Annotated in this window: 10 protein-coding genes; 8 read left to right on the top strand and 2 right to left on the bottom strand. The window is 74.7% G+C overall.

Annotated elements, in window-relative coordinates; translation table 11 throughout:
* Positions 1 to 306 precede the first annotated feature (306 nt).
* From BLW57_RS16210 to sucD, 4 genes are all read left to right on the top strand, one after another.
* Positions 307 to 951 carry a hypothetical protein gene (locus tag BLW57_RS16210; protein ID WP_143051610.1) on the top strand — a complete coding sequence of 215 codons (645 nt, stop codon included), beginning with the start codon at positions 307 to 309 and terminating at the stop codon, positions 949 to 951.
* A 132-nt stretch (positions 952 to 1083) separates the two neighbouring features.
* The gene (locus BLW57_RS16205; RefSeq protein ID WP_143051609.1) at positions 1084 to 3921 is read left to right on the top strand and encodes a hypothetical protein; all 2838 of its coding nucleotides are present in this window, start codon (positions 1084 to 1086) and stop codon (positions 3919 to 3921) included.
* Between the two features lie 440 nt (positions 3922 to 4361).
* The gene (gene sucC, locus BLW57_RS16200) at positions 4362 to 5543 is read left to right on the top strand and encodes an ADP-forming succinate--CoA ligase subunit beta (protein WP_093475342.1); all 1182 of its coding nucleotides are present in this window, start codon (positions 4362 to 4364) and stop codon (positions 5541 to 5543) included.
* A 27-nt stretch (positions 5544 to 5570) separates the two neighbouring features.
* Positions 5571 to 6455, top strand: coding sequence for a succinate--CoA ligase subunit alpha (gene sucD, locus BLW57_RS16195; RefSeq protein ID WP_073888757.1), 885 nt, complete (start codon positions 5571 to 5573; stop codon positions 6453 to 6455).
* 99 nt (positions 6456 to 6554) lie between these two features.
* Here sucD and BLW57_RS16190 read toward each other — a convergent pair whose 3' ends face one another.
* Complete coding sequence (locus BLW57_RS16190) at positions 6555 to 7631, bottom strand: helix-turn-helix domain-containing protein (protein WP_093475341.1); 1077 nt, start codon at positions 7629 to 7631, stop codon at positions 6555 to 6557.
* Between the two features lie 93 nt (positions 7632 to 7724).
* On the opposite strand from BLW57_RS16190, the gene BLW57_RS43100 reads away from it, so the two are divergent.
* Complete coding sequence (locus BLW57_RS43100) at positions 7725 to 9812, top strand: cell division protein PerM (RefSeq protein ID WP_371127794.1); 2088 nt, start codon at positions 7725 to 7727, stop codon at positions 9810 to 9812.
* Between the two features lie 27 nt (positions 9813 to 9839).
* Here the strand turns inward: BLW57_RS43100 and BLW57_RS16180 are convergent, their stop codons facing one another.
* The gene (locus BLW57_RS16180; protein WP_093475339.1) at positions 9840 to 10616 is read right to left on the bottom strand and encodes a hypothetical protein; all 777 of its coding nucleotides are present in this window, start codon (positions 10614 to 10616) and stop codon (positions 9840 to 9842) included.
* Positions 10617 to 10900: 284 nt separating this feature from the next.
* On the opposite strand from BLW57_RS16180, the gene purN reads away from it, so the two are divergent.
* The 3 genes from purN (at position 10901) to BLW57_RS16165 (ending at position 13526) form a co-directional block, all read left to right on the top strand.
* The gene (purN, locus tag BLW57_RS16175) at positions 10901 to 11539 is read left to right on the top strand and encodes a phosphoribosylglycinamide formyltransferase (protein ID WP_093475338.1); all 639 of its coding nucleotides are present in this window, start codon (positions 10901 to 10903) and stop codon (positions 11537 to 11539) included.
* Positions 11536 to 13098 (top strand): bifunctional phosphoribosylaminoimidazolecarboxamide formyltransferase/IMP cyclohydrolase, encoded by a 1563-nt coding sequence (purH, locus tag BLW57_RS16170; protein ID WP_093475336.1) that lies wholly within the window; start codon positions 11536 to 11538, stop codon positions 13096 to 13098. Before purN ends, purH begins: the two co-directional genes overlap by 4 nt.
* 197 nt (positions 13099 to 13295) lie before the next feature.
* Complete coding sequence (locus tag BLW57_RS16165; RefSeq protein ID WP_093475335.1) at positions 13296 to 13526, top strand: hypothetical protein; 231 nt, start codon at positions 13296 to 13298, stop codon at positions 13524 to 13526.
* The last annotated feature ends 117 nt before the right edge of the window (positions 13527 to 13643 follow it).

Raw genomic sequence — 13643 nt, 5'->3', positions numbered from 1 at the left:
GCGCACGCGGCGGACGGGACAGCGACGACGCTGGGGGCGGTCCAGGCCGCTCCGGTCGTCGCGATCACGGATCGCGTCCCGGCCGCCGGAGCCGGCCTTGCCGCGAAAGCGGTCCGAGGCGCCGACTCCGGCCGAGCGGCGGATGCGGGCGGAGCAGTTACCTCCGATCGTGCGGCTCACACGGGCGGAGCAGTCGACTCTGGCCGTGCGGTCGGTGCCGGCCGGGTGGCCGAAGGGGGCCGAGTGGCCGGCGACGGCCGGCCCGCCGTCTCCGTTCGACAGCTGCGGGAGACCGCAGTGGGCCGGGTGACCCAAGTGGTCCGGACGGCCGAGGCGGTCGGGACTGCCGGAGCCGGACGCGTCGCCGGATCCGCCGAGGCGGTGCGCGGTGTCACCGAGCGAGCCGCCGAGCCCGTACGGACGTTGACGGACGACGCCTCCGGGACCGTGGGCAGGACGCGGACGGCGGCTCCCACCGTGTCCGTGCCGGACCTCGACGGGCTGCCGGGCCTTCCCGACCTGACCGACTGCCTGACGCCCCGCCAACAGCCCCCGACAGCTGGTTCGCAGGAGGACAGCGGCACGTCGGTGCCGGTGCCGGCCGGGGAGCGGCAGGCCCGGACGGGGGCCCGTAACGCCTTCGCCCCGTCGGCACCGGTCAGTCCGTACGGCCCCGAGGCGCCCTCCGCGCTCCGTCCTTCGGCGCCCGTGACCGTGCGCCACGCCGTCGCGCCCGCCGAGGCACCCGGTCTGCCGGCGCCGGCCGGTGACCCGGACGGCGCGCTCGGCAAGCAGGCGGCGGTCGACGGCACCACGTCCCGCCACGGTGACGCGCAGGCCGTCACCCTCGCCGACCGGGCGCCCCTGCGGCTCGCGCCCGGCACCCTCGCGCACGTCGACGCGCCCGGAATCCTCGAACGGCACCGCGACATCCCCGTCTTCCCCGGCTAGGCGGCACGGCCGACCTCCCCGTCACGGCCCTGCCGAGCGGGGACGGAACAGGTCCACCCCCGTCCGGCCCGCCGGCTCTCCGGCGCCCCGGACGGAACTCCCCAGCCGTTCTCCCGAGGATTTGACGCAGAGATGAACAAGAACATTCGTCGTTCCATAGTGATAGCCGCCGGTGTCACCAGCGCATGGGCGCTCGGTTCGGCCGCCGCCGACGCGGACGAGCTGCCGGCCACGACCCTGTCCACGCCGGACGCCGGCAGCGGTGTCACCGGAGCGCTCACCGATACGGTCGACGGCGTGGCCGCCGACCTGCACGACACGGTCTCCGGCCTGACCGGTACGGCGGCCTCGACCGTCTCGGACACCGCGGACCGCGCCGAGCGACCGGTACGGGACGCCGTCGGCGACACCGTGCCGACGTCCGCCGACCAGGTCCGCCGGCACGTGGGCGCCGGGGTTCCGGCCACCGGGAAGGCGGAGGGAGCCGCCCGGGCCGTCGGGGGTGCCCGGGCCGCACGGGCCGGGCAGGCGCCGAACCGTACGGCGCAGGCACAGGTGCACGCCCGGACGGACGGCGCGCGGCTGACGGCGCACGCCACCGTCGGGGCCGCCGGCACCGTCCACGCCGCCCACGGTTCCGCTCGGGACGAGATCGACTACCTCTTCGGCCCGCTGGCGACCTTCGCCCCCGAGGTGGAGGAGGCCCTGGCCGCGGCCCAGACCAGGCTCGGGGCCGTGCAGGCGGCGGCGCGCATGAGCGCCGAGGGCGTCGAAGGCGCCGTTCGCACGGCCGTGCAGCGGACCGTCGCGACCGCGCAGGGCCGGACCGCGGGAGCGGCGGCCGAGGCCCGGCACACGGCGACCGCGACGACCGGCCCCGTCCGGGGCGAGGCCGCCCAGGCGGCCGGTGCGGGCCGGGCGGCGGTGTCCGGGGTGCCGGGGCATGTCGCGGGCGCGGCGGGCGGTGTCGGTGAGCGGGGCGCCGGGATCGTGCGGGGCGAGGGTTCGCAGGCGGCCGGTGCGGGCCGGGCGGCGGTGTCCGGGGTGCCGGGGCATGTCGCGGGCGCGGCGGGCGGTGTCGGTGAGCGGGGCGCCGGGATCGTGCGGGGCGAGGGTTCGCAGGCGGCCGGTGCGGGCCGGGCGGCGGTGTCCGGGGTGCCTGGGCATGTCGCGGGCGCGGCGGGCGGTGTCGGTGAGCGGGGCGCCGGGATCGTGCGGGGCGAGGGTTCGCAGGCGGCCGGTGCGGGCCGGGCGGCGGTGTCCGGGGTGCCTGGGCATGTCGCGGGCGCGGCGGGCGGTGTCGGTGAGCGGGGCGCCGGGATCGTGCGGGGCGAGGGTTCGCAGGCGGCCGGTGCGGGCCGGGCCGCGGTGTCCGGGGTGCCGGGGCATGTCACCGGTACGGTCGGCGGGGCCCGGGAACGGGTCGTCGGCACGGTGAGGTCCGTACCGGGTGCGGTCACGCCGGTCGTCGACGGTGCGGTGTCCGCCGTGGTTCCGCCGGTGGCCTCCGCCGCCGTGCACGGGGCCGTGCCGGTCGCCGGGCGGGCGGTGGACGGGGTTCCGGCCGCGGCGCACCACGCGGTGGACGGCGCGCACGGCACGACCGTGGGCGCCGTCGGCGGGGTGCGGGGGACGGCCGGAGACGCCGTCCCGGGGGTGTGCGGGACAGCCGAGAGCACCGCGTACGGCCTGGGCGGCACCGCCACGGGCGCCGTCTCCGGGGTGCACGACACCGGCGCGGGCGCCGTGGCCGGTGTGTACGGCGCCACCGGGGATGCGGCCGCCGGGGCGCAGGGGGTCGCCGACCAGGCGCGGACCGGTGCGTACGGCGTCGGCCGGGAGGCCGAGGCGCGCATGGACGGGGTGAGCGCGGGCGTGCGCGCCGATGTGCACGGGACCGCGGCGCGGGCCATCTCCGGGACGCACGGCGCGGCGGGCGCCGTGCGGACGGTCGCCGACGGTGTCGTCGCGGACGGGTCGGCGTACGCCACCGGTCTCGCCGAGCAGGCGGCCTGGAACACCACGGACGCGGTCCTGCCTCCGGTGGCTTCCGGCGCGGTCCACGGTGTCGTGCCGGTCGCCGCTAGGACCGCCACCGACGCGGGCACCCTCGCCCACGGCCTCACGGCCGACGCCCGCTCCTTCACGGGCGGCGCCACCGGCCACGCCGCGGGCTTCGCGGGCGCGGTCGCCGGTCAGGGCGAGTACCTCGCACACGGGGCCGCCGGTGAGGGCGAGCACCTCGCGGCCGGGGCCACCGGGCAGGCCAGGGGCTTCGCCCACGGGGCCACCGGGCAGGCCACGGGCTTCGTGGATGGTGCCACCGGGCAGGCCGCCGGCTTCGCCCACGGTGCCGTCGGCCAGGCGTCGGCCTTCGCGCACGGAGCCGCCGGTCACGCCACCGGCTTCGCCGACGGTGCCGCCGGGCAGACCGCGGGCTTCGCGGGCGGAGTCGCAGGCCAGGGCGAGTACGTCGCACACGGAGCCACCGGCCAGGCGACCGGCCACGCCACCGCCCTCGCGCACGGTGCCTCCGACCAGGTGACCGGTCACGCCACCGGCCTCGCGCACGGAGCCTCCGACCAGGCGACCGGCCACGCCACCGGCCTCGCGCACGGAGCCGCCGGTCGCGCCACCGGCTTCGCCGACGGTGCCGCCGGGCAGGCCGCGGGCTTCGCGGGCGGAGTCGCAGGCCAGGGCGAGTACCTCGCGCACGGAGCCACCGGCCGGGCCGCGGATCTCGGGGAGTCGGTCGCCGGTCAGGCCGTGGGCTTCGCGGGGGGCCTCGGGCGCACGGTCCAGGGTGCGGAAGGTCCGTGGGCCGGGCATGCCGTGAGCGGGGCGGAGGCCGTCACCCGTTCGGCCGTACCCGGCCACCTCCCGAGCCCCCAGGGCCCGCAGGCCGCGCACGGATGGCTGGACCCCTACAGCGTGCGCGACGTGTCGGAGGGCATGCGACAGCAGGGCTGAGCGCCCTCACAAGCTCCGCGGGGCGACCGGGTCCGGGCGGCCGAAGGCCATCGGCCCGTCCGGCCGGTGCTCCGCGGGAAGGGGCGGGTGGTCCCCATTGGGGTGGGGATCAACCGCCCCGGTCCCGGTTCCCGCCGGGGCCGATCGAGGGGGCCTCACCGGGTCGACCCCAGCCCGGTGAGGCCTCGCAGACCGCCCCTGTACAGCACATATGTCGGCACGCCGTGCCAGGAAATCCGGCATCATGTGACAGGTATCACCGCTCAGGTGTGACCCTCGATTTAGGGAGCCCCCGCAAGCGGCGATAACCTGCGAGACGGACATGCCGCGCGCTCGGACACCGTGTGCGCTCCCCTAGTGACAAGCGGACGTCACGTTGCCCTTCGCGGCACGCCCACGCATCCAACGAACCGCGAGATCACTGATAGGGACGGAAGCGCGTGGACCTGTTCGAGTACCAGGCGAGGGACCTCTTCGCCAAGCACGATGTACCGGTGCTGGCCGGTGAAGTCATCGACACGCCTGAGGCGGCGCGCGAGATCACCGAGCGGCTGGGCGGCAAGTCCGTCGTCAAGGCGCAGGTGAAGGTCGGTGGTCGTGGCAAGGCCGGTGGCGTCAAGCTGGCCGCCTCCGCGGACGAGGCCGTCGCCCGTGCGACGGACATCCTCGGCATGGACATCAAGGGCCACACGGTCCACAAGGTCATGATCGCCGAGACGGCTCCGGAGATCATCGAGGAGTACTACGTCTCCTTCCTCCTCGACCGTGCCAACCGCACCTTCCTCTCCATCGCGTCCGTCGAGGGCGGCATGGAGATCGAGGAGGTGGCGGCCACCCGTCCGGAGGCCGTCGCCAAGATCGCGATCGACGCCATCGACGGCGTGGACGAGGCCAAGGCCCGCGAGATCGTCGAGGCCGCCAAGTTCCCGGCCGAGGTCGCGGACAAGGTCGTCAACGTCCTGATCAAGCTGTGGGACACCTTCATCAAGTCGGACGCCCTCCTCGTCGAGGTCAACCCGCTCGCGAAGGTCGCCTCCGGGGACGTCCTCGCCCTCGACGGCAAGGTGTCGCTCGACGAGAACGCCGAGTTCCGTCACCCCGAGTACGAGGAGCTCCACGACAAGGCCGCGGCCAACCCGCTCGAGGCCGCCGCCAAGGAGAAGAACCTCAACTACGTCAAGCTCGACGGCGAGGTCGGCATCATCGGCAACGGCGCGGGTCTCGTCATGAGCACCCTGGACGTCGTCGCGTACGCCGGTGAGCAGCACGGCAACGTCAAGCCCGCCAACTTCCTGGACATCGGCGGTGGCGCCTCCGCCCAGGTCATGGCGAACGGCCTGGAGATCATCCTGGGCGACCCGGACGTCAAGTCCGTCTTCGTGAACGTCTTCGGCGGCATCACCGCCTGTGACGAGGTCGCGAACGGCATCGTCCAGGCGCTGAAGCTCCTGGAGGACCGCGGCGAGAACGTCTCCAAGCCGCTCGTCGTCCGTCTCGACGGCAACAACGCCGAGCTGGGCCGGCAGATCCTCACCGACGCGAACCACCCGCTGGTGCAGCGCGTCGACACCATGGACGGCGCGGCCGACAAGGCCGCCGAACTGGCCCACGCCGCCAAGTAAGCACTCAGGACGAGGACACAACACACCATGGCTATCTGGCTCAACAAGGACAGCAAGGTCATCGTCCAGGGCATGACCGGCGCCACCGGCATGAAGCACACCAAGCTCATGCTCGGTGACGGCACCCAGGTCGTGGGCGGCGTGAACCCGCGCAAGGCGGGTCAGACCGTGGACTTCGACGGCACCGAGGTACCGGTCTTCGGCACCGTCAAGGAGGCCATCGAGAAGACCGGCGCCAACGTCTCCGTCATCTTCGTGCCGGAGAAGTTCACCAAGGACGCGGTCGTCGAGGCCATCGACGCCGAGATCCCGCTGGCCGTCGTGATCACCGAGGGCATCGCCGTGCACGACACGGCGTCCTTCTGGGCGTACGCCGGCAAGAAGGGCAACAAGACCCGCATCATCGGCCCGAACTGCCCCGGCATCATCACCCCGGGCCAGTCGAACGTCGGCATCATCCCGGGCGACATCACCAAGCCGGGCCGCATCGGCCTGGTGTCGAAGTCCGGCACGCTGACGTACCAGATGATGTACGAGCTGCGTGACATCGGCTTCTCGACCGCCGTCGGCATCGGTGGCGACCCGATCATCGGCACCACGCACATCGACGCCCTCGCCGCGTTCCAGGCCGACCCCGACACCGACCTGATCGTGATGATCGGTGAGATCGGTGGCGACGCCGAGGAGCGCGCGGCCGCGTTCATCAAGGAGAACGTGACCAAGCCGGTCGTCGGCTACGTCGCGGGCTTCACCGCCCCCGAGGGCAAGACCATGGGCCACGCCGGCGCCATCGTCTCCGGTTCGTCCGGCACCGCCCAGGCGAAGAAGGAGGCCCTCGAGGCCGCCGGCGTCAAGGTCGGCAAGACGCCGACCGAGACGGCGAAGCTGGCCCGCGAGGTCCTCAGCGCCTGAGTCCCTCCGCAGGCTGTCGGTAGGCCCGTCCCCTCACGGGGGCGGGCCTACCGCCGTTTCCCCCTCCCGTTCACCGGCAGTCCCCGGCGCCTCCCGCCGTCACCGGAATTCGGGCAGCAGTCTTTCCGGGCCGCCGGAGTCCGAGCGGTGCAGCTTCGTCCGCAGGGCCTGTTCCTCCTGGGACAGGGGGCCCATGGCGGCAGGGGGCGGGACGCCGTGCACCGCCTGGGCCGGGGCGATCGGCGGCTCGTAGTGCGTCGGCGCCGTCCGCAGCGTCAGGGCCGTCGAGCCGATGATGGCGACGGTGAAGGCGATGGCCGCCCGGGTCCAGAACACGTTCCGGCGCTCGCCGTACGTCCGTACCGTCGTCGGCCTGGCCGCGAGGAGGCGCTCCGACGAGGCGAGTTCGGTCAGCCGCCGGTGCAGTACGGCGGGGTCGGCCAGCGCCGGCACGTGCGCGGCCACGGCCTCACGGGCGCGGAGCAGCCGGCCGGCCGCCGCCGGGGTGCTGGCCTCCGTCTCCGCCGCCGTCTCCGGCAGGTCGAGGCCGACCCCGTCGTAGAGGACGAGCGTGCGCCGGTACGAGGGCGGGAGTCCGAGCAGCGCGTGCAGCAGGGCGCGGTCGGCCGGGTCGGCCGGCGGGGGCTCCTCGTGCCGGTAGCGGGGGCGGAAGCGGTGCCAGGGGGAGAGCGCGCAGTCGTACGCCACCGCCCGCACCCAGCCGCCCGGGTCCCGGTCGCGGGCCACCTCGGGCCAGCGCTGCCACGCGGTCTGGAAGGCCTGCTCCACGGCCTCGCGGGCCAGTTCCCGCCGCCCGGTGAGCAGATAGGTCTGCCGTACGAGGGCGGGGGCGCAGAACGCGTACAGCGCGTCGAACGCCTGAGCGGGTGTCAGGGGCCGTGGCGGGCCCGCCGTGGGATCGGCGCCCGCGTCCCCCGCTTGTGCCGCCCGCTCCTGACGGGCTGTTGATTCGACGGCCGTGGTCAGGAATCTGGCGTACGCCTCGCCTTCACTCCCGCCGGGGATGCGGCGGCCGGACTCCCATGCGCGCAGCGTGGCGCGGCTGACGCCGAGCCGTGCGGCGAGCTGAGCCTGCGTCAGCGAGGCGGACTGGCGCAGGTATCGGCGTTCCTTCGGTGAGGGCAGTGGGCCGGCAGTGATGTGCGTCGTCACCATGCACCCTTTCGTACGAAAAAGAACATAAACATATATTGAGCGACACTTCGGGGGTTCGCCTGTTACGCCCGGAAAGCGCGTGTCGTTGGGACGATGGCGGGCGTGCCCCAGATGACCGTTCGCCGCCCGTCGTTGTCGCCCCTGATCGCGCGCGTGCGCGACCGCTCGCCCGGGCTGGCCGCAAGCCTCCTGGCCGGCGCGGTCGCGGCCGGGCTCGGGCTCGGTTCGCTCGCCGTGCTGGTCCTCGCGATGTGGGTCAGCTCGCCGTACCCCGACAGCGGGCCGGGCGCCGCGCTGCACGTGGCCGCCGCGCTGTGGCTGCTGGGCCACGGGGTGGAACTGGCCCGCACCGACACGCTGTCCGGGGCGCCCCTGCCGGTCGGCGTGACCCCGCTGCTGCTGCTCGCGCTGCCGGTGTGGCTGCTGTACCGGGCGGCCCGGGACGCCTCCGACGTCTCCGCCGACCCCGACGGCCCGCCGCCGGTCCCGCCGCGTACCGCGTGGACGGGTGTCGTCCTCGGCTATCTCGCCGTCGGCGGCGCGGCGGCGCTGTACTGCGGCAGTGGGGAACTGCGGCCCGGATGGGCCTGGGTGACGTGCTGTCTGCCGATCGTCGCGGCGGGCTCGGCCGCGGCCGGGGTGTGGACCGCGCACGGCCGCCCGCCCGGTCCGGTGCTGAGCCTGCTGGCGGTGCTCCCGGGGCCGGTGAGGCGGCTGGTGTTCGGCGCGGACGCGGGGGCCAGGCTGGGAGCCGCCGTACGGGCCGCGGGTGCCGCCACGGCGGTGTTCTTCGGCGGCGGGGCGCTGCTGACCGGGGTGTCGCTGGTGTGGCACGGAGACGCGGCACGGGCGTCGTTCCTGCAGTTGACGGAGGGCTGGACGGGCCGGTTCGCCGTGCTGCTGCTCGGCGTCGCGCTGATCCCCAACGCGGCGCTGTGGGCCGCCTCCTACGCCCTCGGCCCCGGGTTCGTCCTCGGTGCCGGGCACCTGGTGCACCCGCTCGCCTCCGACCCTGCCCCGCTGCTGCCGCCGTTCCCGCTGCTGGCTGCGGTGCCCGACCCGGGGGCCGGGACGCCGCTCAACTGGGCCGCCGGGCTGCTGCCGGTGGCGGCAGGGGTGACGGCCGGGTGGTTCGTGGCGCGGGCGGCGGTGCGCCGGCCGGCGTCCGGGGCGCCCGCGCGGGCCCGCTGGTCGGCCGCCCGGACCGCCGGGCTGGTGCTGCTGACGGCGGCGGTCTGCGCCGGATTCCTCGCTCTGCTCGCCGAGCTGTCGGGTGGACCGCTGGGGGTGGCCGCGCTGGCCCGGTTCGGTCCGGTGTGGTGGCAGACCGGGGGAGCGGCCGGTGTCTGCACGGCGGTGTTCGCGACACCGGTGGCGCTGACCGTGCGGGCCTGGCGGCTCCGTGGCCGCCGGACGCGGTCCGACGTCGTCCCGGCGCAGGGCACGGAGCCGGGCCGGAAGAGGGTCACGGTGAGCGCGGCGACGGCGGCCGCCGCGGGTTCGGCTGCCGGTGCGTCGGCGACGGTGACCCCCGCGGACCCGGCCGAGCCCGCGCCGGAGGGTGCAGGGAAGGTACGCGCGGCCGGCACGGGCGCCGCGCCGGACGGCGGGAGCGGTGCGACCCCCGGGGAGAGCTCCGGGGAGAGTTCCGGGGGGTGGGCGGGGCACCGCGCGGTGGACGAGACACCCGACGAAGCCGGGTCACCCTCCGGAACCGGCGCCAGGAAGGGCACGGGAACGGACGGGGGCGAGAAGCCGGTGCCCGGGCCGGACACCACCGGGACCGGACCCACCACGGTGGTACAGGACGCCGGCGCCGAGGCCGTCCCTCGGTCCGAGGTCCACTCCGCGTCGGGGGCGGCCGGCTCCGGGCCGGCCGCTCAGCGGGACGCCGTGCCGGTCGCGACCGGCGTCTCCGACGACGAGGCGTACGACTTCCCGCCGGCCGAGGACCCCTTCGCCCCGGACTGGCACGACGAGCTGGCGCGCGCCTCCCGCTGGGCGGCCCTGAGGGAGGCCGCCGCCGGCGATCTGGCCAACGGTCCCGAGTGGTCGCGACCGGAGCCGGACGAGCAGGCCAAGGCGCCCGGCACCGCGCCGTCCTCCTCCGCCGCGCCCCGCTCGCCCGAGGAGGACCCGACCGTCACGGACGGACCCGAGCGAGCCCACGACACCCGCTGACGCAGGCGCCTCCGGGCCGTCGTGGCGTCAGTCGTTCCCCGCGCCCAGCACTCCGCGCAGCTGCTCCGGGAGGAGCCTCTCGCAGGACACCTTCGCCTCGTGGGTGAGGGCGTCGCCGACGCAGGTGTAGTAGTCGCGGTAGACCAGCTGCACGGTGAAGGTCGAGGCCACCAGGACCAGGGCCAGGGACGCCGTGACCAGACCGCTGATCGCCGCCGTCGTCAGGGGCCGGCCGCTCGGGACGGCGGGGGTGTCCGGGTCCGGGGTGCGCGGCTTGGCGCGCAGTGCGCTGATGCCCCAGTACAGGGCCAGCGCACCCAGCAGCAGCGCCACGTACGGCCAGCTGAACAGGGCGAAGAAGACCGCCCATATGCCCGACAGCAGCGCGTACCGCGCGCGGCGCTGGGCGGGGTCGGTGGGGTCCCAGCGCATGCCGGAGCCGCCGGCCGGTCCGCCGGGACCCTGCGGCCCGCCACCGGGACGCTCGCCGAAACCGCCGGGGGAGCGGCCGGGCTGGCGGTCGCTCCACTGGCTGCCCCAGGGGGAGTGGTCGTCCTGGCCGTCACCGGAACCGGAAGAACCCTCGGGCCGGCGGGGCTGCCACGGACGGTCCGGGGTGCCCTCCGGGGGCGGCGCGAACGGGTTGTCGTCCTGCTGCTCACCGTCGCGCCCGCCGCTGTCCCGGCCGCCCTCGGGCGCCTGGGGCGGCGAGGTCGGCCGCTCCCGCAGCAGGACGGCGCCACGCTCGCCTCCCTGGGCCGGGCGCGGCGGGAACGTGAGGAGTCGCAGGCTGCGATCGGGCATCAAGAGAGCGTCTTCCCCTAGGTGGCTACGGCTGTCCGGCGAGAGCTTCCACCCCGTTGAACGCACCGCACGCCGACCGCGTTCCCGAGGCTGCCCCATCCCGAACCCCTGCGAACGCTACCTTCCGGCCAGGCCCCCGTCCCGTGGGGGCCGTCCGCAGTGCCGGTATCGTTGCTGACGGCCGGCCGCTTCGTAGACTTCCCCGTATCGGGAAGCGCGAAGCATTCGTACGAACGTACAAGCAGTCGGCCGGACAGATCGCCACCCCGAGAAAGGGCCCCACCGTGGCCGCCACCCCCGCTGGCCCAGCGGTCAAGCGCCTCGTCGTGCTGGTCTCCGGATCAGGCACGAACCTGCAGGCGCTCCTGGACGAGATCGAGCGCGTCGGAGCCGAGGCGTACGGCGCCCGGATCGTCGCCGTCGGGGCCGACCGCGACGGTATCGAGGGGCTGGCCCGCGCCGAGCGCGCCGGGCTGCCGACCTTCGTGCGGAAGGTCAAGGACCACGCCGGCCGAGAGGAGTGGGACGCCGCCCTCACCGAGGCCGTGGCCGCCCACGAGCCCGACCTCGTGATCTCCGCCGGGTTCATGAAGATCGTCGGCAAGGAGTTCCTCGCCCGCTACGGCGGGCGGTTCGTGAACACCCACCCGGCGCTGCTGCCCAGTTTTCCCGGAGCCCACGGCGTCCGTGACGCGCTCGCGTACGGCGCCAGGGTCACCGGCTGCACCGTCCACTTCGTCGACGACGGCGTCGACACCGGACCGATCATCGCCCAGGGCGTGGTCGAGGTCAGGGACGAGGACGACGAGAGCGCGCTGCACGAGCGCATCAAGGAAGTCGAGCGAAGGCTGCTCGTCGAGGTCGTGGGGCGGCTCGCCCGCAACGGCTATCGCATTGAGGGACGAAAGGTAGTTATCCAGTGACCGCGGAGAGCAACAAGCGGGCCATCCGTCGCGCGCTCGTCAGCGTCTACGACAAGGCCGGTCTCGAGGACCTGGCGCGCGGGCTGCACGAGGCGGGCGTCGAGCTCGTCTCCACCGGCTCCACGGCCGGCCGGATCGCCGCCGCCGGTGTCCCCGTCACCAAGGTCGAGGAGCTCACCGGCTTCCCCGAGTGCCTCGACGGCCGGGTGAAGACCCTGCACCCGCGGGTGCACGCGGGCATCCTCGCCGACCTGCGTCTGGACAGCCACCGCGAGCAGCTCGCCGAGCTGGGCGTCGAACCGTTCGACCTGGTCGTCGTGAACCTCTACCCGTTCCGGGAGACCGTCGCCTCCGGTGCCTCGCCCGACGAGTGCGTGGAGCAGATCGACATCGGCGGCCCGTCGATGGTCCGCGCCGCCGCCAAGAACCACCCGTCGGTGGCCGTGGTGACCAGCCCCGAGCGGTACGCCGACGTCCTCGCCGCGGTGCAGGACGGCGGCTTCGACCTCGCCGCCCGCAAGCGCCTGGCCGCCGAGGCCTTCCGGCACACCGCGGAGTACGACATCGCCGTCGCGTCGTGGTTCGCCTCCGCCTACGCCCCGGCCGACGACTCCGCGTTCCCCGAGTTCATCGGCACCACCCTGGAGCGCGCGCACACCCTGCGCTACGGCGAGAACCCGCACCAGCCCGCCGCCCTCTACACCTCCGGCGAGGGCGGCCTCGCGGCGGCCGAGCAGCTGCACGGCAAGGAGATGTCGTACAACAACTACACGGACACGGACGCCGCGCGCCGTGCCGCGTACGACCACGACGAGCCCTGCGTCGCGATCATCAAGCACGCCAACCCCTGCGGCATCGCGATCGGCGCGGACGTCGCCGAGGCGCACCGCAAGGCGCACGCCTGCGACCCGCTGTCCGCGTTCGGCGGCGTGATCGCGGTGAACCGGCCGGTCAGCAAGGAGATGGCCGAGCAGGTCGCGGAGATCTTCACCGAGGTCATCGTGGCGCCGGACTACGAGGAGGGCGCGCTGGAGGCCCTCACCAAGAAGAAGAACATCCGCGTGCTGCGCTGCCCCGGCGCCCCGGCCCACCCGGTCGACGTCAAGCCGGTCGACGGCGGCGCGCTGCTCCAGGTCGCCGACCGGCTCCAGGCCGAGGGCGACGACCCGGCCAACTGGACGCTCGCCAGCGGTGAGGCGCTCTCCGCCGAGGAGCTGGCGCAGCTGGCCTTCGCCTGGAAGGCGTGCCGTGCGGTGAAGTCCAACGCGATCCTGCTCGCCAAGGACGGCGCCTCGGTCGGCGTCGGCATGGGCCAGGTCAACCGCGTCGACTCCTGCAAGCTGGCCGTCGAGCGGGCCGGCGAGGAGCGGGCCCGCGGCGCCTACGCGGCCTCCGACGCGTTCTTCCCCTTCCCCGACGGCCCCGCGATCCTCATCGAGGCCGGTGTCCGGGCGATCGTCCAGCCGGGCGGCTCGATCCGTGACGAGCAGGTCGTCGAGGCCGCCAAGGAGGCGGGCGTGACCATGTACTTCACGGGCACGCGCCACTTCTTCCACTGAGTTCCACCGCTTCGGAAGTGCCCCCGGTCCGGTCGCCGTTCGCCGGCGGCCGGACCGTCGGCGTCCCGGTCCCGACAGGGACGAGCGCGATGCCTGTTCCGGTACCGGAACGGGCACCACCTGAGCACCGTACGGACACGGCCCGTGCCCGGCGCCGTCCCGGCGGGCAGGATCGCCCCATGCCGGCGTGCGGATGCATGAACCCGATCGAGATGGTGGCGCGACTGGCGGGCTACGGGCTGGCGGGCCTGGCCGTCCTCGCGCTCGGTTTCGTCTGCCTGATCGCCGTGCTGCTAGCCGCGATCGTCGGCCTCGGCGGTCTCGTCCGCCGGCGGTCCGGGGCCGTCCACACCTCCGTGGACGGCGCCGCCGACGAGGAGCCGGCCGGTCTCGCGTCCTTCCGGTGGCATTCCGGACCTGACCGCTGACGTGCGCCCACCCGGCCGCCGTAAACGCCCGGTGCTGCCGAAACGGCCGTGGACGGCCCGGAAAAGGCGACTGGGCTGTCCTCCCGCAGTGGGAGGAGCAGCCCAGTCGATGCCTGT

It is taken from the genome of Streptomyces sp. 1222.5 (assembly GCF_900105245.1).
Classification (GTDB): domain Bacteria; phylum Actinomycetota; class Actinomycetes; order Streptomycetales; family Streptomycetaceae; genus Streptomyces; species Streptomyces albidocamelliae.
This window is presented reverse-complemented; position numbering and strand designations above follow the sequence as displayed.

Coding starts and splice junctions, on each gene's coding strand:
- BLW57_RS16205 (WP_143051609.1), top strand. CDS start 1,084: ATGAACAAGAACATTCGTCGTTCCATAGTGATAGCCGCCGGTGTCACC.
- sucD (WP_073888757.1), top strand. CDS start 5,571: ATGGCTATCTGGCTCAACAAGGACAGCAAGGTCATCGTCCAGGGCATG.
- BLW57_RS16190 (WP_093475341.1), bottom strand. CDS start 7,631: ATGGTGACGACGCACATCACTGCCGGCCCACTGCCCTCACCGAAGGAA.
- BLW57_RS43100 (WP_371127794.1), top strand. CDS start 7,725: ATGGCGGGCGTGCCCCAGATGACCGTTCGCCGCCCGTCGTTGTCGCCC.
- BLW57_RS16180 (WP_093475339.1), bottom strand. CDS start 10,616: ATGCCCGATCGCAGCCTGCGACTCCTCACGTTCCCGCCGCGCCCGGCC.
- BLW57_RS16165 (WP_093475335.1), top strand. CDS start 13,296: ATGAACCCGATCGAGATGGTGGCGCGACTGGCGGGCTACGGGCTGGCG.